Genomic DNA, 21,228 nt, shown 5'->3' with positions numbered 1-21,228 from the left:
CATATAGCGCTTTTGAGCGAAGCATGTCCTCGGACTTGACCCGAGGATGGAATCCGGTTCGCGTGAAGAAAACGCGCCACGTCAAGCTCATAGAGCCGCGCCACGAGGGCGCGCGCTCCCGCGGGTCACGATCCGCGCAGGTCGCTTCAGCCCCATGGACCGCTGCGAGGGCTCCTGTTCCAGGGGTTACGTGGATCGGGCGCGGGGCCAGTGGCAAGACCACCGCCGGATTGTCCGGCGAGCCGCTGCAATGCGGCGATGCGGTTTTCAGTCGAGGGATGGGTCGCGAACAGGTTGTCCATGCCGCGTCCCGACAGCGGGTTGATGATGAACATGTGCGCGGTCGCTGGCGCGCGTTCGGCATCCATGTTCGGCACCTGATGCGCGGCATTGTCGATCTTGGCCAGAGCCGACGCAAGCCACATCGGCTGGCCGCAGATGCGCGCGCCCATGTCATCGGCGGCGTATTCGCGCGTGCGGCTGATGGCCATCTGCACCAGCATGGCCCCGAGCGGCGCGAGGATCATCATGGCCAGCGAGCCGATGATGCCGGGGCCGTTGTTGTTGCGGTTGCCGCCGAAGAACATGCCGAACTGCGCCAGCATCGAGATCGCGCCGGCAAAGGTTGCGGTAATGGTCATCAGCAGCGTGTCGTGATGCTTGATGTGCGCAAGTTCATGCGCGACCACGCCGGCCAGTTCATCGCGGCTCAAGGACTGCATGAGCCCCGTCGTTACCGCCACGGCGGCGTTCTCGGGATTGCGGCCGGTGGCGAACGCGTTGGGCTGTGGATTATCCATCACGAACACCCGCGGCATCGGCAGGCCGGCGCGCGAAGCCAGATCGGCCACCAGCCGGTGCAGGTCGGGCGCGGTGCCTGGATCGACCTCATGTGCGCCATACATCGACAGCACCATGCGGTCGGAATTCCAGTAGGCGAAGATGTTGGTCGCAGCCGCGACGACGAGCGCGATCGTCGCGCCGCTGGCGCCGCCGATCAGATAGCCCACGCCCATGAACAAGCCCGTGAGGCCCGCCAGCAGGATCGCAGTACGAAAATAGTTCATCGGATTCCTCGAAAGACTCGCCGAATGCTCGCCGGAATTGTGGCCGGCATCCAGAACATGGGAATTCCGTATCAGGGCGCGCAAGTGCGGCGGCCGGTCGCGTCGAAGAAATTCCAAGATCATCCTCCGGAGCGGGGAATAGGACTCCGGGGAGGGACGAGTGCTTTCAGCCCTGAATCTGCGGCGCTTTTTCTTCTTTCGGCATCAATGCCGAGAGTCTTTATGTTTGAGGCGGTTTCTTCACGCGAACCGGATCTGCTCTCAAACGCTAAAAGGTTCAGATCCTCTCCTCGCGACGGCCGCTCATGAAGAAAGCCGCATCGCGATGCGATGCGGCTTTCTTGCCCACTCCCCCAGAATTTTACCCCGTCAGGCCACAGGGTTTCGAAAACCCCCGTCCCCGGCCTTTACGGTCAGTAGCCCGGAGCCAACGGGGTATTGAAGTGATAGTTCAGGCCGGTGCGGAAGATGTGTTCCTGCGCGCCGGTCGTCAGCACGTTCGGCCCGCCACCGATGTTGACGCTCGAGCGGCCGAGGTCGACGAAGAGGTATTCGGTCGTCGAGGTCCAGTTGGGACCGAAGAGAGGCCCGCCGAACAGGTTCACCACCGGGAGCGGCGTCTCGATGCCGCCACCCACCGCATAGCCGGTGCGGGTATCGGAGAAGCTGAAATTATTCAGCGGCGTGTTAAGCGCGGTCCTGATGTTGCCATAGGCGAAACCGCCGGTGGCGTAGAACATCGAGGTTCCGACGGAGTAGCCGAGACGGCCGCGCACGGTGCCGAACCACTGCAGCTTCGAATTGAAATCGATCGAGGCGCCGGGCACGCAGCCGAAGCAGGTCTTGTTGTCCTGCAGGGTCGCGCCCTGGAAGTCGGTCTCGAGGCCCAGGACGATATTCCCGGCCTGCCAGTTGTAGCCGATCTGGCCGCCACCGACGAAACCGTCGGGCGCGAGATTGAACTGGGCGACGTTGCCAGCCGGATTGGAGATGGTGGTGCGGTTGCGACCGACGCCGCCGCCGACATTGCCGCCGAGATACAGGCCGTTCCAGTTGGCGGTGATGATCGGTGCGTACGGGTTGCTGGCGCCGATGCGATAGTTCAGGCCGGCGCGGAAGATATTCTCGCGCAACTCGGAATGCAGCACCGAGCCGCCGATCACATCGGTGCGGTTACCGAAATCGAGATGCAGGTACTCGACCTTGCCGGTCCAGTTTCCGCCGAGCGCGACTTCAACGCCGCTGCCCAGGGTCCAGCCGCTGCGTCCGCCGCCGGAGGCGAACGGCACGCCGCCCTGGATGACGGTTGTGCCAACATTACCATAGGCCCAGCCGCCGGTGAAGTAAGTCAGCATCGGACCGTTGATCAGGCCGACGCGGCCGCGCGCCGTGCCGAACCAGTTGAGCCTCTGATTGTACTGGAGCGCGCCGATAAAGTTGGTCCGGTTGTCGATCATGTCGGCGCCCTGGATGTCGGCTTCAACGCCGAACACGAGCGGGCCGAAGAACGAGTTGGTCTGCCAGTTGTAGCCGATCTGGCCACCGCCGACCGCGCCGAGCGGCTGCAGATGGGTCGAAATCGCCGCGGGGCCGAAATCATGCACGGCACGATTGCGGCCCAGCCCGAGTCCGACGTTCACGCCGACGTAAAGACCTGTCCAGTCATAGACCGGGGCTATCGGCGGAGCCTTGGTGTAGGGCCGGGGCGCGAGATCCGCCGCCTGGGCGCTCATCGCGGTGGTGGCTAGCAGAACGCCGAGCAGAATTTTTTTCATTATGGATAGTCCCCGTCTGCAAATGACCCGGAGACTGTACCCTTCGATGGGAAACTTGTCTGTGGTTCGCTGGCCACACCTGCCGGGAATGATGCCGTGAAGCCGGAAATCTCGCGAAAATCAGCGTCTTGCGTGGCGATGTCGGGTCCCGGCGGGGTCCTGCCGCCGTCTCCCGGCCACGCCGAAGCCGGTTCCGGCCGGTATCCCGGCGTTCGCTGATTCGCCATCGTTCCGCCTGCTGGAGCATTTTGGCTTCTGATTGAAACAGAAGCCAAACTCTAGGGTCGCGTTGGAACTCGACCGGACAGGCGGGACAGCCTACCTCTTGCGGCGTGGGAATCGCTGATCGCGAGGCGCAGCCATTGCTGCCGGAGGGCTTTCTGCGCTGGTTCGCGGCGCGGGGACGGTCGCCGCGCGCGCACCAGCTGGCCCTGCTGCGAAAGGCCCGTGACGGCCGTTCGGCGCTGCTGATCGCCCCCACCGGCGCGGGCAAGACGCTGGCCGGATTTCTGCCGACGCTGGTGGAAATCTCAGGCAAGGGAAAACACCTTCACACCCTCTATATTTCCCCGTTGAAAGCGCTGGCGGTCGATATCGCGCGCAATCTGGAAACTCCGATCGCGGAGATGAAACTGCCGATCCGGGTCGAGACCCGCACCGGCGACACGCCGGTGTCACGGCGGCAGCGGCAGCGGCGCTACCCGCCGGATATCCTGCTGACCACCCCTGAACAGGTCGCGCTGCTGCTGGCCTCCGACGACGCGCCCTTTCTGTTCTCGTCGTTGCAGCGCGTCGTGCTCGATGAACTGCATGCGCTGGTGACCTCGAAACGGGGCGATCTGTTGTCATTGGCGTTGGCCCGGCTGTGGCGGCTCGCGCCGCGAATGCGCGTGACCGGCCTGTCGGCGACGGTGGCTGATCCGCAAGCGCTGGCGCGTTTCCTGGCGCCGCAGCCGCGGGGCAAGGCCGTTTCGGCCGATATCGTCGAGGCCGATGGCGCCGCCGCTCCGATTGTCGAGATGCTGGACACGAGCGAGCGGCTGCCATGGGCCGGGCATTCGGCGCGCCATGCGCTGAGCGAGGTCTATGATCTCATCAGGCGCAACAGGACGACGCTGGTGTTCGTCAACACCCGGAGCCAGGCCGAGATGCTGTTCCAGGATCTCTGGCGCATCAACGACGACGGTCTCGCCATCGCGCTGCATCACGGCTCGCTCGATGTCGCGCAGCGCCGCAAGGTGGAGCAGGCTATGACGGCCGGCAGGCTTCGCGGCGTGGTCTGCACCTCCTCGCTCGATCTCGGGGTCGATTGGGGCGACGTCGATCTCGTCATCAATATCGGCGCGCCCAAGGGCGCCTCCCGGCTGATGCAGCGGATCGGCCGCGCCAATCACCGTCTTGATGAGGCCTCGCGTGCGGTTCTGGTGCCGGCCAACCGGTTCGAAGTGCTAGAATGCCGCGCCGCTATCGATGCGGTCAACGAAAACGCGCAGGACACGCCGCCGCTGCGCACGGGCGCGCTCGATGTGCTCGCGCAGCATGTCATGGGCTGCGCCTGCGGTGAGCCGTTCCACGCCGATGACCTTTATGAGGAAGTGCGGACTGCGGCGCCCTATGCGGCGTTGACGCGCGCGGATTTCGACGACGCGATCGATTTCGTCGCCACCGGCGGCTACGCGCTGAAGAGCTATGAACGCTTCGCCCGCATCAGGCAGGACAAGGAGGGGCGCTGGCGCGTCGCCAATCCGCGCGCGCGGCAAAGCTATCGCCTCAATGTCGGAACCATCGTCGAGGAGGCGATGCTGAAGGTGAGGCTGGTGCGCTCGCGGCACGGCGGCGGTAAAGGCCCCACCGGCGCGATCGCGCGCGGCGGCCGGATGCTGGGCGAGATCGAGGAGTACTTCATCGAGGGGCTCGTAGCCGGCGACACCTTCGTGTTCGGCGGCGAGATCGTGCGCTTTGAGGCGCTGGCCGAGGATCAGGTCTATGTTTCACGCGCGAACGACGAGAGCCCGAAGGTGCCGTCCTACATGGGCGGCAAGTTTCCGCTCTCGACCTATCTGGCCAAACGCGTTCGCCGCCTGCTCGACGACGAGCGCGCATGGCGCGGCCTGCCGGATCAGGTGCGCGAATGGTTGAGTTTGCAGTCGCGGTTTTCACGCGTGCCGCATGCCCGCGAGATGATCGTCGAAACCTTTCCGCGCGCCGGCAAGCATTATCTGGTCTGCTATCCGTTCGAGGGACGGCTTGCGCACCAGACTCTCGGCATGTTGCTGACACGGCGATTGGAACGCGCGCGGGCGCGGCCGCTTGGCTTCGTCGCCAACGAATATGCGCTGGCGGTGTGGATGCTCGGCGATCCCTCGTCGATGATCCGGCAGGGGCGGCTCGATCTCGACGCCTTGTTCGATCCGGACATGCTGGGTGATGATCTGGAAGCATGGCTCGCGGAATCCGCTCTGATGAAGCGCACCTTCCGCAGTTGCGCGATCATTGCGGGCCTGATCCCCCGCCGGTTCACCGGAGCGGAGAAAAGCCGGCGGCAGGTTCTGTTCTCGACCGATCTCGTCTATGACGTGCTGCGCAAGCATCAGCCAGACCATATGCTGCTCCGCGCCGCGCGGGCGGATGCGGCGACCGGGTTGCTGGATATTCGCCGCCTCAGCGATATGCTGGCGCGGATCAGGGGACGGATCGTTCACAAGCCGCTCGATCGCATTTCGCCGCTCGCCGTGCCTGTCATGCTGGAGATCGGTCGCGAGACGGTCTATGGCGAAGCGTCGGACGAATTGCTGGCCGAAGCCGCCGAGCAGCTCGTCCGCGAGGCGACGGGAACATGAGCCGATCATGCCGGGTCCGGATCGCTGTCCACATGACGCGCTTCCTCTCCAGAGAGAGCAGATGAGCCGCGTTGCTGCCGTTACCGTCGCGGGCGCGGGTTTCGCCGCCGATCTCTCGGGCGCGTTGTTCTGGGAACGGGAGCGCCTGCTCGTTGTCTCCGACCTGCATCTGGAAAAGGGATCGAGCTTCGCGATGCGCGGCGTGCTGTTGCCGCCCTATGATACGGTGGCGACGCTCGATCGGCTCGCCGTCGTCATCCGGCGCTTCGATCCGCGCACGGTGATCGCGCTCGGCGACAGCTTTCACGATCGCGACGCGCACAACCGCCTGTGCGCTGGGGATCGCGAGACGCTGTCGGGTTTGCAGGCGGGCCGCCGCTGGATCTGGATTTCCGGTAACCACGATCCGGCGCCGCCGTCCGGTCTCGGTGGCCTTGTCGCGACCGAATGGGAGATCGGCGGGATTGTGTTTCGTCATGAGCCGACGGGCGCTTTCGGCGAAATCGCGGGCCATCTGCATCCCAAGGCGCGGGTCGCCACGCGAGGCCGTTCGATGGAGCGGCGCTGTTTCGCAAGCGACGGCGCGCGCATGGTGATGCCGGCGTTCGGCGCTTTCGCGGGAGGCTTAAGCATTCGAAATGGGGCGTTCGGCAGAATCTTCTCGACCGACTTCACAGCGCATGTGCTCGGGCACAGCCGCTTGCACGCGATCGCGGCCTCGCGCTGTCGTTAGAGCATCGGACCCGAAAGTGGGCACCGGTTTCGGGATAAATCCGATGCTCAATCAATTAACTGGAGCGGCGGCGCTGATTCCATTTGACCGGCCGCCGCTCTAATGGCGGCGATCTCGCTCCACTAACCCAAAACCCTCAGTCTCTGCGGAAAACGATCGACGCCATCCAGCCGGCCGTCAACGCCATGAGCGCCGTCGCCACGCCATAAGCCATGCCATGTTGCCTGGCGGCCGTGGCCACGAATTGCTCGAAGCCGACCTTGACGATTTCGAACGCCGTATCGGTCTTTGCGATCAGCGCCCCGCCGGCGAGCAGCTTGATGTCTATGGTGTAGGTGCCGGTCGGAACCTCCGCCGGGAGCGGAATGCTGGCGCGGAACAGGGTCGGCGTGAGAAAGGTCACCGCCGAGGTGTTCTCGCGGTAAAGCCCGTGTTCGCTTCGCAGCCTGATGAAGGCGCGGCGGAACGGATCGCTCGGCACCACGTCGGCGTAATCGGAGCCGACGCGCTGCGTCAGCAGCACGTTGTTCAGCCCGAGCTGTCGCCGGCGCAGGATGTCCGGCGCGGCGATCCTCTCCAGCGGCCGGTTGGCGAACACCGCAAGATAGGCCGGGACCTGGAGGAATTGCCGGGAATCGGCGTTCACCCAGATGCCGAACCACCGCGCCTTGCGGCGCGTGACCATGTCGACCGGGGGCCCGCTGACAGTGACGACGAGATCGTAGCCGGCGGGCGGTAGTGGCGCATCGCGCTCGCGCTCGATCGATCCGAACAGCACCAGTTCCTCGCCGGAATAGTTCGGCGTCACGGTGACGCGATGGTTCGATACCGAGACGATCAGGTGCTCGGCATGGGCGTGACCGGCAACGAGGATCGCGGCGAGCAGCAGCGCCAGCCGGATCATCGCCGTTGTTGCGCGCGTTCTCATGTGTCGCCCGTGGTTTCGCGGACGGTGTAGAGATCGGCGGGGCGAATGCCCAGTTCGATCGCGAAGCGGATTCCGACGGCCAGAATCAGCAGCCCCAGCAGCAGGCGCAGATGTTCGCCCCGGATGCGCTGGCCGGCGCGGGCGCCGAATTGCGCGCCGGTCACGCCGCCGGTCATCAGGATCAGCGCCAGCACGGCATCGACGAGATGGTTGGTGGCGGCGTGCAGCACGGTGGCGAAGGTCATGGTGATGAGGGTGAGCATCATGGAGGTGCCGATCACCGTCGAGGTCGGGACCCGCAGCAGGTAGATCAGCAGCGGCACCAGAATGAAGCCGCCTCCGATGCCCATGACCGCGCCGATGAAGCCGATCAGGAGGCCGATGGCGATCACCGGGATGGCCGAAAGGTAAATCTTGGAGCGCTTGAAGCGGATTTTCAGCGGCAGGCCATGGACCCAGCCATGGCCGCCCGAGCGTCGCAGCGGAACGGTCCGGCTCTGCCGGGCCCGAAGCATCGCGCGCAGCCCCTCCCAGGACATCGCCGCGCCGACCCCGGACAGCAGCACGAGGTAGGATAGCGCGATCAGAAGATCGAGCTGGCCCAGCGAGCGCAGTCGCGTGAAGGTCAGGACTCCTAAGATGGTTCCGATGATGCCGCCGCTTAGCAGAACCAGTGCGAGCATCGGGTCGATGGCTCGCTTGCGCCAGTAGGACAGCGCTCCGGAGAACGAGGACGCCGCGATGTGGCTCGTGACCGTTGCGACGGCAACCGCCGGGGCGATGCCGACAAAGATCAGCAGCGGCGTCATCAGGAAGCCTCCCCCGATGCCGAACATTCCTGATACGAAACCCACCGCCGCGCCCATCGCCAGGATGAGCAACACGTTGACCGGGATATCGGCGATCGGGAGATAGAGCTGCACGCGCGTTCGTTTTCGGATCTGGCTGCTGACGGGCGGCGCCTTCGCAGCGTGGACTTCAAGTCGCGGCACGGCCGCAAGCCGCGTCCTCTGCATAACCGAAATCATCGGTGACAGGGGTTAAAGAATTCGCGACGGCCCGGTATTCCGGCCCTACCGGTCACACCTGAAGTGACGAGCCTGGATCAAGGCGCGGCATGCCGTGCCATCGCCGCGTGCGCCCGAGCGGATTTGCCCGGCGCTGATTTGGGGCGGGGTTTCGCAGCCGCGCTGTCCCATCCGCCCGCCGGGCCGGGAACGCTGACCGCGTCGCTTGGCTGCGGCGTGACCACGAAAGTTTGAACCGCGAGCTTGGCCGCGGCAAGCGACGGCGGATCGAGCCGCTTGGCGACTTCGTCGCGCTTGCGTCCGGAATCCACGTCGCCCTGGGCGGCGGCGAGGCTGAACCACTTGTAGGATTTTGCGAGATTCTGTTCGACGCCGATGCCGCGGGCGTAAAGAATGCCGAGATTGTACTGGCTGTCGGCTATTCCGCGCTCTGCCGCCTTGTGAAACCATTGCGCCGCGCTTGTGTAGTCGGCGCCCTTGCCGCCGCCATCGGCATCGAGCACGGCAAGGTTATGCATCGCCTTGGCGTTGCCCCTATCGGCCGCCTGCAGGTAATAGCGCCGCGCCGTATCGACGTTCTTGCTCGTGCCGAGCCCCTTTTCATGCAGGGCGCCAAGCCTGAACATGGCGGGCACGATGCCGGCATCAGCCGCCCGTTCGTACCACTTCGCGGCTTCGTCGTAGTTGACCGTGACGCCTTTGCCCTCGGCGTAGCGAACGCCGACCTCGAACGAGGCCGCGGGGTCGCCCTGGAGCGCGGCGGAGCGAAGCGTCGCGCCGCCGATGTTGTCGGGAAGCGATGCGGTGGGCGGCGTCGCGGCCGGTTTGGCCGTGTGTCCTTCCGGGATCGCACCGGTGACGTCGGCGGACGGCGTGTCCGGCCGGCTTGCCGGCGTGGCATCCTGGGGGTTTTCGGCCGGAGCCGCGCCGTCACCTGTGGGCGGTGCGATCATCGATTGCCGGTCGATCGGCGTGGGCGCGATCATCGAGGGCGGCTGCGGTATCTCCGGGCCGGCGTTGCCTTCGGTGTCGGCTGGCGGCTTGGTCACGGGAGCGGCCGGATCGCTCTCGCTGAGGGTGGCACGCGGAGAACTGTCGAGCAGCGTCATCGCGAACTTGAAACTGCTGAGAACGATCACCACCACGCTCGCTGCAACCAGCAGGGAACGGATCTTTGAGGTGATGTCCGATCCGCCCGTGGCGTTGCGCGCCGGTTCGATGGCGACCTTGGTCCGGCCGGCCTTGTCGGGCGACGGCGCCGCGGCGGCGATGAAGGATGAGCCCGACTGCTCGCGCGGGGTCTCGGCGCCGGCGCTGGTCTCGCTCTCGGAGGCGGCGATGCGCTCCGACGGCGATGCTGCGCGTCCCGCCGGACGGGTACCGGGCTCGAGCGGATGATCGGGCGGCAGCTTCGGGTCGATCGCGGCGCGCGGCGAGGGCGCGGCCACGGATGGCGCGACGCGATCCGGATCGAAAGTCTCCTTGGGGATCAGGGCGTCGGCTATGGCGCGCGGGATCGGCGCCGCCGTGGCGGTGTGGGCCGGAGTCGGCTGCGCGGCCGTCTGCGACAGGACCGGATTCGGCAATTCGGGCTTGGGCGGCAGATTTGCCGTCCGTTCCGGCATTATTCCGCCGCGAGACGGCTCGGCCCGGGCGGGCATGGTGTGAACCGCGCGAAGGTCGCTTTCGATCATCGCCAGCCGGTCGACCACATGCTCCAGGGTGTTGTGAACGGCCTCAAGCGAGTCCTGGGTATGGCGGTCGGTTTCCGACTGGCAGAAGCGCATCTCGGATAATTCGCGCTTGATCGCCTCCACGACCTCGCTGTCCATGGTCGGGACGGCGCTTTGAGGACCGCTTTCGGACATCGCCGCGAGTCCGGCCTGCTGCCGCTCCAGGCAATGCAGAATATCCTGCAAGCCCTCCTCGACGCGCCCGAGATGGGATCCTGAATGCTCGCCTGTGGTCTCCAGGCGTTCGAGCAGCATCGAGACTCGCTGTTCGAGGTGCGCCAGCGCCGAGGATGAATCGTGACCGGCCGGCAGACGATCGAGACGCTCGGACAGCGCCCGCACCGTCTCTTCAAGTTGTTCGAAACTGCCGCCCGAGGCGGGTCGCTCGCGGTTTTCCAGGGTCTGCGTCAATGCGGCCATGCGCTGTTCGAGCGCGGCGTAGAAATCCCCGTCGCTCGCGGGCCGGCCGAGCTGCTCGACCTTGGACGACAGCATGTTGAGATCGTTGCCGAGGCGCTCCAGCGCATCGTTGGAGGCGACGTTCGAGACGATGCCGCGAAGCGCGCCGATCGCGCTCTCAAGCTGCTCCATCATGCCGGTGTCGCCGCTGCCCCGCACGATCGAATCGATCTTGTTGCCGAGATTGCGGATGGCCTCGTCGAATCCTGAGAGCTGTTCCGCCGGCTTCAGCGATCGCAGAGCGTCGTAGATCTCCTTGAGGGCGCGTTCGATATTCGCCAGCGCCTGAGCATCGCTGCCGTTGTGGCGGACTTCGTCGATGCGTTGCGAAAGCGAGCGAATCTCGTTTTCGAGCGACTCGATCGCCCGGCGCGGCATGGCCTCGGTGATCACATGACGGATACCCGCAAGCTCGATGCGGAATGCGGCGATCGACTGCTCGATTCCGTCGGGGCGTTGCAGGGATTCGATCTGGCTCGTGATCTTGAAGAGTTGCCGTTCGAGGCTGGAGAAATCCGCCGCCTGTCGCGACGTTCTCATCGCGGACGCCGCAGGGGCTGAGCTGTAGGAGGACGGCGCGCGCGGCGTCTCATCGAGTTCATGCTGGCGCGCGGCGATCTCCGCGATTGCGGCTTCGAGCGTGACGAGATCCGGCGATGACGATCGATCGTGGATTCCGGTCGCCGCCCGTTGCTGCGGGTTCGCTGCGGGCGTCTGGGCCGTGACCCGGGCAAGCCGGGCATCGAGCCGCGAAATGGCGTCGTTGAGCTGGCGGGCGACCGCGGGTTCGCCATTCTCGGCCGGGCTTGCCAGCTGATCGATCTGGCGCGTGATGGAGTCCAGCCGTTGGTGAATGTCCGCCATCTCGTGGCTGCTCTGGCGAGATGCCGCTGGCTGCGTTGGATCCGGCGGGGTGCTGCCGGAACTGGAACTGGAACCCGGTCCGTCGTCGCGGGATGCGCCGGCGCGCCGCGCGGCAGCGTCCGCCCCCTCGCGATCGGATGGTTCGATTCCGCCGTCGCTCGACGATCCCCGCGAATTCATGCTTTCGTCCAGTGTCGACCGCGCACCCCGATGCGCCCTCGCGTTTCCCGTGCCAATCCTGAATAGGACAATCCAAACTGGCGCGGGTCCCGCCGCTGAGACTCAACCTTTTCGTGTTACGGTAAACAAGCAGTTAACGAGTGGGGCCGCCGCTCGCCAAAAGTGTCATTTTGAGACGGAACGCAGGAGTTTTATCGGGTCGCGGCCTCATCCTGAGGGTGATTGGCGGCGATAACACAACTTTGGATTGCGTAAGTTCCGGCCGCCAGCGCCGGCGCGAACTCTCCAGCATTGAGGCTGCGATGCTTTGCAGGGCTGCTTGACCGGCCCGGTTGTTCCTGCAATGAGGCTCCCGCGCTTGCTGTGAGAGACGGAGCGTTCGCGCGATGATGTCTCTTTCATCTTTCGCGATTACGAGCCATTCGGCTCATATCCGTTTCAAAGTGACACCGCGTGGTCGCAACGCCCCGCATCGGGATCATTCATGGCGCGTGACCAGATCGATATGACGCCGCTGCAATCGCGCGACGAACTCGTGGCCTGGCTGGAAGCCGGTGTAAAACCTGCATCCGAGTTCCGCATCGGCACCGAACACGAGAAAACGCCGTTCACGCTTCAGGGCCACGACCCCGTACCTTACGAGGGACCGCGTGGCATCGGTGCCTTGCTCGAGGGGATGCAACTGCTGCTCGGCTGGGAGCCGATCATGGAGCAGGGCAACATCATCGGCCTTCATGACGTTACCGGAGGGGGCGCGATTTCGCTCGAGCCGGGAGGCCAGTTCGAACTGTCGGGCGCGCCGGTCGAAACGGTGCATCAGACTCAATCCGAACTTGCGGCGCATCTGGCGCAGGTCAAGGAGGTCGCGACGCCGCTCGGGATCGGATTTCTCGGCCTCGGCATGACCCCCTCCTGGTCTCTGGCGCAGATCCCGATGATGCCGAAGGGCCGCTACAGGATCATGAACGACTACATGCCGAAGGTCGGCCGACACGGCCTCGACATGATGTTTCGGACCTGCACCGTGCAGACCAACCTTGATTTCTCGTCCGAAAGCGACATGGTCAAAAAGCTGCGGGTGTCGGTCGCGTTGCAGCCGGTTGCGACGGCGCTGTTCGCAAATTCTCCGTTCACCGAAGGCAAGCCGAACGGCTTCCTGTCGTATCGTTCGGAAATCTGGCGCGACACGGATAATGCCCGCGCCGGAATGATCCCCTGGGCGTTCGAGGACGGCATGGGTTTCGAACGCTGGGTCGATTACGCGCTCGACGTTCCCATGTATTTCGTCAAGCGCGGCGAGAATTACATCGACGTATCCGGCTCCTCGTTTCGTGATTTTTTTGACGGCAGGAACAAGGCCCTCCCCGGCGAGCGGCCGACCCTTTCGGACTGGGCCAATCATCTGTCGACAATTTTCCCCGAGGTGCGGCTCAAGCGGTATCTGGAGATGCGCGGCGCCGATGGGGTGCCATGGGGGCGACTGCCGGCGCTTTCGGCGTTCTGGGTCGGATTGCTCTATGACGACGCCAGCCTCGATGCGGCGTGGGACATCACGAAGCGCTGGAATGCGCAGGAACGTCAGGCGTTGCGCGATGATGTCTCGCGGTTGGGTTTCAAGGCCCGGATCAAGAATCGCTACCTGTTTGAAATCGCCAAGGAGTGCCTGCTGCTGGCGCATGGGGGATTGCGCCGGCGCGGCCGTATCGACCGCCTCGGCCGCGATGAGTCGCGACATCTGGAGTCGCTCGATCAGATTCTGGATTCAGGCCGCTCTCCGGCCGAGGAGATGCTGGAGAAGTTCAACGGCGCGTGGGGTGGTTCGGTGGAGCCCGCCTATAGCGAATATGCCTTCTAGAGCGGCGGCCGATCAAATGGAATCAGCGCCGCCACTCCAGTTAATTGATTGAGCATCGGATTTATCCCGAAACCGGTTCCCACTTTCGGGTCCGATGCTCTAGCGCGTATTCCGCAAAAGTGGATACCGGTTTTGCGATCAGAATACGCGCAAGTTCTTAATTGAGAGCATTTTCTTCACGCGAACCGGATTCCATCTCCGGGTCAAGCCCGAGGACATGCTTCGCTCGAAAACGCTACAGAGGAGATTCGCATCACGAACTCGCGGCGGAAGGCCGGCGATGACGCATCCGTTACTTCGCAGGTTCGAAACGATCGGCTCCCGCCGAATCGAGGTATCATCGGGTCAGCGGGTTGTTTCGCGGCGGTTGTTCATCCAACGTACATTGAGGGCGCGATTTAATGATTCCTATCCGCGCACGTCCTCGTTCAGGATGCGCTGCTTTGCGGCAGGTGATGAGAGTCTATGCACTGAAAGTGGGCCTGGTTCTGCTGGCCGCGCTGTTGTGGAGCTCTGTTCCGGCGGTACGTCCGGCCTGCGCTCAGGTCAATTTCGACCGGCCCGGCGCCGACTATCAGCGGGTGCCGTTGCGGTCGGGCGATCCGGTCGATTGCGGCCTGGCATGCGAACGCGACCGACGCTGCCGTGCCTGGAGCTTCAGCTATCCGAATGAACGGTCGGAAACCGCGATATGCTGGCTCAAGAACGCCGTGCCCCCGCGAATCGCGAATCGGTGCTGCGTGTCCGGTGTCCGCGGCGCGGGTGTGATCGAGCGACGGATCGGCCCGGTGGAAACCTCCACCGATCGCTCAGGCGGCGACTATCGCAATTTCGAGATCAGGAAAGAAGAGAGAGCCGACGCCGATCAGGTTTGCAGGCATGCCTGCGATGCCGACAGCAAGTGCCGGGCCTGGACCTATGCGCGGTCGGGATACGCGGGCAAAGCCGCGCGATGTTTCCTGAAAAAGGAAATCAAGCCGCCGCATCGCAGACCCGGCTTCACCTCCGGCGTCATCCGATAGAGCATGATCCAGATCCGAAGGGCCGCGCCAGCGCAACGGTGAGGCGTCGCCGGCTCACACGTCCACATTGGCGCTGAGCGAGTTGTCCTGGATGAACTCGCGGCGCGGCTCGACCACGTCGCCCATCAGCTTGGTGAAGATGTCGTCGGCCTCGTCGACCTCCTTGATCTTCACTTGCAGCAGCGAACGCTCGCCGACGTCGAGCGTCGTTTCCCAGAGCTGGTCCGGGTTCATCTCGCCGAGGCCTTTGTAGCGTTGCAGCGCGACGCCCTTGCGCCCGGCGTCGGTCACCGCCTCGAACAGGCTGACCGGACCATGGATCGCGGTTTCGGTATCCCTGCGTCGCAGGAGGCCGGGGCGCGGATAGGCTTCCTGCAGCCTGCCGGCGTATTCATCGAGCTTGCGCGCATCGGCCGAGCCGAGCAGCGCGTCGTCGATCATGGCGACGTCCTTGACGCCGCGCACGGTGCGCTCGAAGAAAAATCCCTGGCCCTCGACAAAGCGTCCGGCCCAGCCGCGCTCGACCTCGTCGGCCAGCGCATCCAGCCGCTTGGCGATGTAATCGGCGGCGGCGCTTGCCGTCGCCAGATTTTCGGTGATCCTCGGATTCATCACGCCGGCGATCGCCGCCTGCTCGATCACGCCGCGGTTGTAGCGGCTATGCAGATTCTGCAGCACGTTCCGGATCACGCGGGCGTCATCCACCAGCGCCAGCAGGTCGCGGCCGCCACGGTCCTCCCCGGTGGCGAGCTTGTACACGCAGTCGTCGAGCCCGGTCTCGATCAGGTAGTCTTCCAGTGCGCGCTCGTCCTTCAGGTATCGCTCGGACTTGCCGCGGGTCACCTTGTAGAGCGGCGGCTGAGCGATATAGAGATGCCCGGCCTCGATCAGCGTCGGCATCTGACGGAAGAAGAAGGTCAGGAGCAAGGTGCGGATATGCGCGCCGTCGACGTCGGCGTCGGTCATCACGATGATCTTGTGATAGCGCAGCTTCGACAGGTCGAAATCCTCGCGGCCGATTCCGGTGCCGAGCGCGGTGATCAGCGTGCCGATCTGTTCGGACGACAGCATCTTGTCAAAGCGCGCGCGCTCGACGTTCAGGATCTTGCCGCGGAGCGGCAGGACGGCCTGGAATTCGCGGTTGCGGCCCTGCTTGGCGCTTCCGCCGGCCGAATCTCCCTCGACGATGAACAGTTCCGATTTTGCCGGATCGCGTTCCTGGCAGTCGGCGAGCTTGCCGGGCAGCGAGGCGACATCGAGCGCGCCCTTGCGCCGTGTCAGTTCGCGCGCCTTCCGCGCGGCCTCGCGTGCCGCCGCGGCCTCCACCACCTTGCCGACGATGAGCTTCGCTTCGGTCGGATGTTCCTCGAACCAGGCGGCGAGCGCCTCGTTGATGACGTTCTCGACCACGGGACGCACTTCCGACGACACCAGCTTGTCCTTGGTCTGCGACGAGAATTTCGGATCCGGCACTTTCACGGACAGCACCGCAGTCAATCCCTCGCGGCAGTCGTCGCCGGTCAGCGCGATCCTCTCCTTTTTGGCCATGGCATCGGCATAGCCATTGACCTGCCGGGTCAGCGCGCCGCGAAAGCCGGCGAGATGGGTGCCGCCGTCACGCTGCGGAATGTTGTTGGTGAAGCACAGGACGTTCTCGTGGTAGCTGTCGTTCCACCACAGCGCGGCCTCGACGCTGATGCCGTTCATCTCGGCGCGGACCATGATCGGATCCGCCACCATCGCCTTCTTGTTGCGGTCGAGATACTTGACGAACTCGACCACGCCGCCTTCGTACATCATCTGCTCGCGCCGCTCGACGGCGTGACGCATGTCCGAGAGCAGAATGTTGACCCCGGAGTTCAGGAACGCGAGTTCGCGCAGCCGATGCTCCAGCGTGGCGAAATCATACTCGATGTTGGTGAAGGTCTCGGTCGAGGCAAGAAAGGTGACTTCGGTGCCGCGCTTGCCGTTGGCGTCGCCGACGACCTTCAACGGCGCCAGCGCGTCGCCGTTGGCGAATTCGATCAGATGCTCCTTGTCCTTGCGCCAGATGCGCAGGATCAGCTTGCTGGAGAGCGCATTGACGACGGAGACGCCGACGCCGTGCAGCCCGCCGGAGACCTTGTAGGAATTCTGATCGAACTTTCCGCCGGCGTGCAGCTGCGTCATGATAACTTCAGCCGCCGAGACGCCTTCACCCTTGTGGATGTCGACGGGAATGCCGCGGCCGTCGTCGCGTACCGTGACTGAATTGTCGGCGTTGAGGATGACCTCGACGGCGGTGGCGTGTCCCGCTAGCGCCTCGTCGATGGCGTTGTCGACCACTTCATAAACCATGTGGTGCAGACCGGAGCCGTCATCGGTGTCGCCGATATACATGCCGGGCCGCTTGCGCACGGCGTCGAGGCCTTTGAGAACCCTGATCGATTCCGCGCCATATTCGACGGCCGCGACAGATGGGGTATCGGCAATTTGCTGCCGGGCAGGTTCGTTCATGAAAGGCCTTCAGAGGGTGTCCCGGGACAGCCGCGGTCGACGCGGTTGAGAAGTCTATTTCTGGCACGAAAGCAGCACCGCGCCTAGCGCAAAGTTGTGCCACATAAGCCATTGAATAAATGGTATTTTTATTGGTTTTTTCAAGGGCGGAGACGGGTGATTTGCGAAGCGTCTCGAATCGCGATTCGCAACCTCGGGAGCCGTCGCCTTGAGGCGAAGCCGCGGGATTCTCCAGCCTCTGTCCTGACCGGTTCCCATGGCATTACGTGGGTGGCTCGCGGGTGATCCGGCCCGAATCCACCTGGAAAATTTCGCTGCCGGCCCTGAGGTTGGCGAAGGCGGCCGGATCGGCGCCGCTCATCCAGACCTGGGCGCCCAGACCGGCAAGCTCGCCGAACAACGCGCCGCGGCGCTCGGGATCGAGGTGAGCCACGACTTCGTCGAGCAGCAGCAGCGGGATGATGCCGGTCATCTCGGCCACCAGCCGGGCATGGGCCAGCACGAGGCCGATCAGGAGCGCCTTCTGCTCACCGGTGGAGGCCTCCCTCGCCGGCATGTTCTTCGGCGCATAGATCACCTCAAGATCGGTGAGGTGCGGGCCATCGAGCGCGCGGCCGGCGGCGGCGTCGCGGGCGCGGCCGGCGCGCAGGATCTCGCGGTAGCGATCCTCCACCACCGTGGCTGGCTCGATCAGCAGCGCGTTCTCCATCCAGCCGTCGAGGTGGATGCCTGCCGCGGGGAATGAGGAGGCCCCGCCGCGCGCCTCCAGCGCGGCCGTAAGGCGCGTCACGGTCTGCGCGCGCATCGCCGCGACCGCGACCGCAAGCTCGGCGGTTTCACGCTCAACGGCCTCACACCAGAGATCGTCGTGGTGACGCATCTCCAGCAGGCGGTTGCGCGAGCGCAGGCTGCGCTCCAGCGCCGAGACTCGGCCGGAGTGATCGCTGTCGATCGCCAGCACCAGGCGGTCGAGGAAACGCCGCCTGTCCGACGCCGGCCCGGTGAACAGGCCGTCCATCGAAGGCGTCAGCCAGACCATGCGCAGATGGTCGCCGAACGCGGCTGCCGATGCGACGGGCTCGCGGTCGATCCGGCAGCGCCGGCCGCCCGGAGCCGCTTCATGGCCCGGCGCGTCGATGCCGGTGCCGAGCGTCGCAAGGCCCAGCGCGCCTTGCATCTCGGCCGACACCGCCCAGGAGCCGTCGCCTCCGTTGTCTGCGATGTCGTCGCGCGTTGCGCGACGCAATCCGCGTCCCGGCGACAGCAATGAAATGGCTTCGAGGCAATTGGTCTTGCCGGCGCCGTTCGGTCCGACCAGCACGACCATGTTGCCGCGCGGCTCGAACGTCGCGGCCCGGTAGTTGCGGAAGTGGGTGAGGCTCAGGCGACGGATGCGGGAAGGGGTCATGCAGCGGTACCGGCCTTCTTCTCCTCGTACCCGGTACAGCCATCGCAGCGTTGGGCGGGCCGCGCGGATCGGAAGGAGATCACACCCGCATCGGCATCAGGACGTAGAGCGCGCCCCTGGAATCCCTGTCGTGCACCAGCGTCGGCGATCCGGGGTCGGCGAGCTTCAGCACCGCGGCTTCGCCCTCGATCTGCGCGGCGATGTCCAGCAGATAGCGTGAATTGAATCCGATATCGAGTGCGTCGGAGGCGTACTCGACCTCAAGCTCCTCGGTGGCGCTGCCGGAATCGGGATTGGTCACGGACAGAACCAGTTTGCCCGCTGACAACGCCAGCTTCACGGCGCGGCCGCGTTCGCTGGAGATCGTCGAGACGCGATCGACCGCAGCCTCGAAATCCTTTTTGTCGACGACCAACTCCTTGTCGTTGCTCTGCGGGATCACGCGGCCGTAGTCCGGGAAGGTACCGTCGATCAGCTTGGAGGTCAGCACGACGTTGCCGAGGGTAAAGCGGATCTTGCCCTGCGACAATTCGATTCCGATCTCGGCCTCGCTATCCTCGATCAACCGCTGCACCTCGCCGACCGTCTTGCGCGGAATGATGATTCCGGGCATTCCCTCAGCGCCCTTCGGCAAAGCGAGATCGAGTTGCGCCAGGCGATGACCGTCGGTCGCGACGCCGCGCAGCGTTGCGTTGTTTGCGCTGCCCGCGCCGTGCAGGTAGATGCCGTTGAGATAGTAGCGGGTCTCTTCGGTCGAGATCGCGAACTGGGTGCGATCGATCAGCCGCTTCAGGTCTGCTGCGGCCAGCGTGAAAGCATGCGTCATCTCGCCGGCCGCGAGATCGGGGAAATCATTCTCCGGCAGTGTCTGCAGGGTGAAGCGGGAGCGTCCGGCGCGGATGGTTAGAACCGAACGGTCGCCGTCGCCTTCCAGCACGATCTGCGCGCCATCGGGCAGCTTGCGGATGATGTCGTAGAACATGTGCGCTGGAACCGTGGTCGAGCCGACAGTGCCGGTTTCCGCCGCCAGCGTTTCCGTTACCTCCAGATCGAGATCGGTCGCCTTCAGCGACAGCTTGGCGCTCTCGGCGCGGACCAGCACGTTTCCCAGGATCGGAATCGTGTTCCGCCGTTCGACAACGCGATGGACGTGGCCGAGCGATTTCAGCAGTTGCGCGCGTTCGACGGTGACCTTCATTGCAAATCCGTCCGATCCAGGTTCAGGTCGTGTGCTGAAAATGCCGCGAGGACTCGCGGCGCCGAGACCTCGGAGTTCAAGCGAGGCCTCGAAGCTCAAGGCTGATTTCGCTTAAATCCGGCGGGACCGTAAGGTGACGCGGAAGTCCCTCCTGCGCAAGCCCCGCGGTTCGCCCCGGTCCGGCTTTTTCCGGAAGGATTCTCCCGTCCCGCGCCTATTCCTGCAATTGGCGTTTCAGCAGCTCGACCTCGTCGGAGAGCGTTGCGTCCTTCGACACCAGCGCCTCGATCTTGCGCACGGCGTGCAGCACGGTGGTATGATCCCGGCCCCCGAACCGGCGGCCGATCTCGGGCAGGGAACGCAACGTCAGCGTTTTGGCCAGATACATCGCGACCTGCCGCGGCCGCACCACGTTGGCGGTGCGGCGCGAGGACAGAAGGTCCGAGCGGCTCACGTTATACTGCCGCGCAACGACCCGCTGGATGTCCTCGATCTTGATGCGCCGGGGTTCCTGCGGACGGATCAGGTCACGGACCTCGCGCTCGGCCATTTCGAGCGTGACCGGCTGGGCGTTGAGCTTGCTGTGCGCCAGAAGCCGGTTGATCGCGCCTTCGAGGTCGCGCCCGTTATGCGTGATCGCTTTCGCGAGGTAATCCAAAACCTGCTCCGGCACGTCGAAACTGGCGTGGTGGACCCGCGCGGCTTCGACCCGCGACCGCAGGATCCCGAGCCGAAGCTCCTCGCCGAGTGATCCCATTTCGACCACGAGCCCGCCGGCGAGCCGTGACCGTACGCGATCGTCGAGGCTTTCCAGGTCGGACGGCGGCCGGTCGGCTGCGATGACGACCTGGCGGCCGGCATCGATCAGCGCATTCAGGGTGTGGCAGAATTCAGCCTGGGTCGATTTGCCCTGCAGGAACTGCAGGTCGTCAATGACCAGAACGTCGATGCCGCGGAGCGCCTCCTTGAAAGCGAGCGCGGTCTGCGTCTTCAGCGCGGCGACGAAGCCATACATGAACTTCTCCGCCGTCAGGTAGAGGACCCTGCGCTCCGTCCCTGCATTCCCCGCCCATGTGACAGCTTGCAGCAGATGCGTTTTGCCAAGGCCCACGCCGGCGTGAATATAGAGCGGGTTGAACATCACGCTGTCGCCGCGCCGGCCTTCGGCGACCTGCCGCGCCGCCGCGTGGGCCAGCGTATTGGAGCGGCCGGTGACGAAACTTTGAAACGTCAGCCTCGGGTCGAGAGGCGAGCCGCCGAGCGCATCATGGTTGGCGGACGCTGGTGCGGTCGCAACCGTTTTCAACTCGACGCCGTCCCGGCCCTCGCTGCGTTCGGGGCGGCGCGCATCGCCCGCTGGCGCTTCCCGGACGGGCGCCGCGCAGCGCATGGCCGAACGCACGGTGAGATCAATCCGGTGCACGTCCGGCAGTTCGGCCTGCCAGCAGGACAGCACACGCTCGGCGTAATGCGCCTGAATCCAGCTTTTCAGAAACCGGGTCGGGACCGACAGGCGAACGCTCTCGCCATGCACGCTTTCCAGGTCCATCCTCGCAAACCAGCTTGAATAGATGTCCTCTCCCACGGTCGATCGCAATCGACCCTTCACCCGCGACCAGCGCTCCTGTTCCGTGTCTGACAT

13 protein-coding genes are annotated in these 21,228 nt (G+C 64.8%); 4 read left to right on the top strand and 9 right to left on the bottom strand.

What is annotated here, in order from left to right; translation table 11 throughout:
• Window positions 1-146 precede the first annotated feature (146 nt).
• Both htpX and ACMYR2_RS00060 read right to left on the bottom strand, forming a co-directional pair.
• Window positions 147-1,067 carry a zinc metalloprotease HtpX gene (gene htpX / locus ACMYR2_RS00065; RefSeq protein ID WP_347263002.1) on the bottom strand — a complete coding sequence of 307 codons (921 nt, stop codon included), beginning with the start codon at window positions 1,065-1,067 and terminating at the stop codon, window positions 147-149.
• 413 nt (window positions 1,068-1,480) lie between these two features.
• Window positions 1,481-2,842, bottom strand: a complete 1,362-nt coding sequence (locus tag ACMYR2_RS00060) for an outer membrane protein (protein WP_347262968.1) — start codon at window positions 2,840-2,842, stop codon at window positions 1,481-1,483.
• A 332-nt stretch (window positions 2,843-3,174) separates the two neighbouring features.
• Here ACMYR2_RS00060 and ACMYR2_RS00055 point away from each other — a divergent pair, with 332 nt between their 5' ends.
• Entirely contained in the window at window positions 3,175-5,682 is a 2,508-nt protein-coding gene (locus ACMYR2_RS00055) for a ligase-associated DNA damage response DEXH box helicase (protein WP_416193457.1), read from the top strand.
• A 61-nt stretch (window positions 5,683-5,743) separates the two neighbouring features.
• Entirely contained in the window at window positions 5,744-6,415 is a 672-nt protein-coding gene (gene pdeM / locus ACMYR2_RS00050) for a ligase-associated DNA damage response endonuclease PdeM (RefSeq protein WP_347262970.1), read from the top strand.
• A gap of 136 nt (window positions 6,416-6,551) precedes the next feature.
• On the opposite strand, the gene ACMYR2_RS00045 is transcribed toward pdeM, so the two are convergent.
• The 3 genes from ACMYR2_RS00045 to ACMYR2_RS00035 all read right to left on the bottom strand — a co-directional run bounded on the left by ACMYR2_RS00045 (window position 6,552) and on the right by ACMYR2_RS00035 (window position 11,607).
• Window positions 6,552-7,343 (bottom strand): TIGR02186 family protein, encoded by a 792-nt coding sequence (locus tag ACMYR2_RS00045; protein WP_416193456.1) that lies wholly within the window; start codon window positions 7,341-7,343, stop codon window positions 6,552-6,554.
• Window positions 7,340-8,266: a sulfite exporter TauE/SafE family protein gene (locus ACMYR2_RS00040; RefSeq protein ID WP_347263004.1), complete on the bottom strand. Its 927-nt coding sequence runs from the start codon at window positions 8,264-8,266 to the stop codon at window positions 7,340-7,342. Before ACMYR2_RS00040 ends, ACMYR2_RS00045 begins: the two co-directional genes overlap by 4 nt.
• Window positions 8,267-8,448: 182 nt before the next feature.
• Entirely contained in the window at window positions 8,449-11,607 is a 3,159-nt protein-coding gene (locus tag ACMYR2_RS00035) for a hypothetical protein (protein WP_416193455.1), read from the bottom strand.
• Window positions 11,608-12,091: 484 nt separating this feature from the next.
• Here ACMYR2_RS00035 and ACMYR2_RS00030 point away from each other — a divergent pair, with 484 nt between their 5' ends.
• Both ACMYR2_RS00030 and ACMYR2_RS00025 read left to right on the top strand, forming a co-directional pair.
• Window positions 12,092-13,462 carry a glutamate--cysteine ligase gene (locus ACMYR2_RS00030; protein ID WP_347262972.1) on the top strand — a complete coding sequence of 457 codons (1,371 nt, stop codon included), beginning with the start codon at window positions 12,092-12,094 and terminating at the stop codon, window positions 13,460-13,462.
• Between the two features lie 455 nt (window positions 13,463-13,917).
• A complete protein-coding gene (locus ACMYR2_RS00025; RefSeq protein ID WP_347262973.1) occupies window positions 13,918-14,484 on the top strand; it encodes a PAN domain-containing protein in 567 nt (188 codons plus the stop codon).
• Between the two features lie 54 nt (window positions 14,485-14,538).
• Here the strand turns inward: ACMYR2_RS00025 and gyrB are convergent, their stop codons facing one another.
• The 4 genes from gyrB to dnaA form a co-directional block, all read right to left on the bottom strand.
• The gene (gene gyrB, locus ACMYR2_RS00020; RefSeq protein WP_347262974.1) at window positions 14,539-16,980 is read right to left on the bottom strand and encodes a DNA topoisomerase (ATP-hydrolyzing) subunit B; all 2,442 of its coding nucleotides are present in this window, start codon (window positions 16,978-16,980) and stop codon (window positions 14,539-14,541) included.
• 262 nt (window positions 16,981-17,242) lie between these two features.
• On the bottom strand, window positions 17,243-18,388 hold the full coding sequence (gene recF / locus ACMYR2_RS00015; RefSeq protein WP_347262975.1) for a DNA replication/repair protein RecF: 1,146 nt from the start codon (window positions 18,386-18,388) through the stop codon (window positions 17,243-17,245).
• A 79-nt stretch (window positions 18,389-18,467) separates the two neighbouring features.
• The gene (gene dnaN, locus ACMYR2_RS00010; RefSeq protein ID WP_347262976.1) at window positions 18,468-19,586 is read right to left on the bottom strand and encodes a DNA polymerase III subunit beta; all 1,119 of its coding nucleotides are present in this window, start codon (window positions 19,584-19,586) and stop codon (window positions 18,468-18,470) included.
• A 214-nt stretch (window positions 19,587-19,800) separates the two neighbouring features.
• A complete protein-coding gene (gene dnaA, locus ACMYR2_RS00005; RefSeq protein ID WP_347262977.1) occupies window positions 19,801-21,228 on the bottom strand; it encodes a chromosomal replication initiator protein DnaA in 1,428 nt (475 codons plus the stop codon).

This window comes from Nitrobacter sp. TKz-YC01 (assembly GCF_047824785.1).
GTDB lineage: Bacteria > Pseudomonadota > Alphaproteobacteria > Rhizobiales > Xanthobacteraceae > Nitrobacter.
This window is presented reverse-complemented; position numbering and strand designations above follow the sequence as displayed.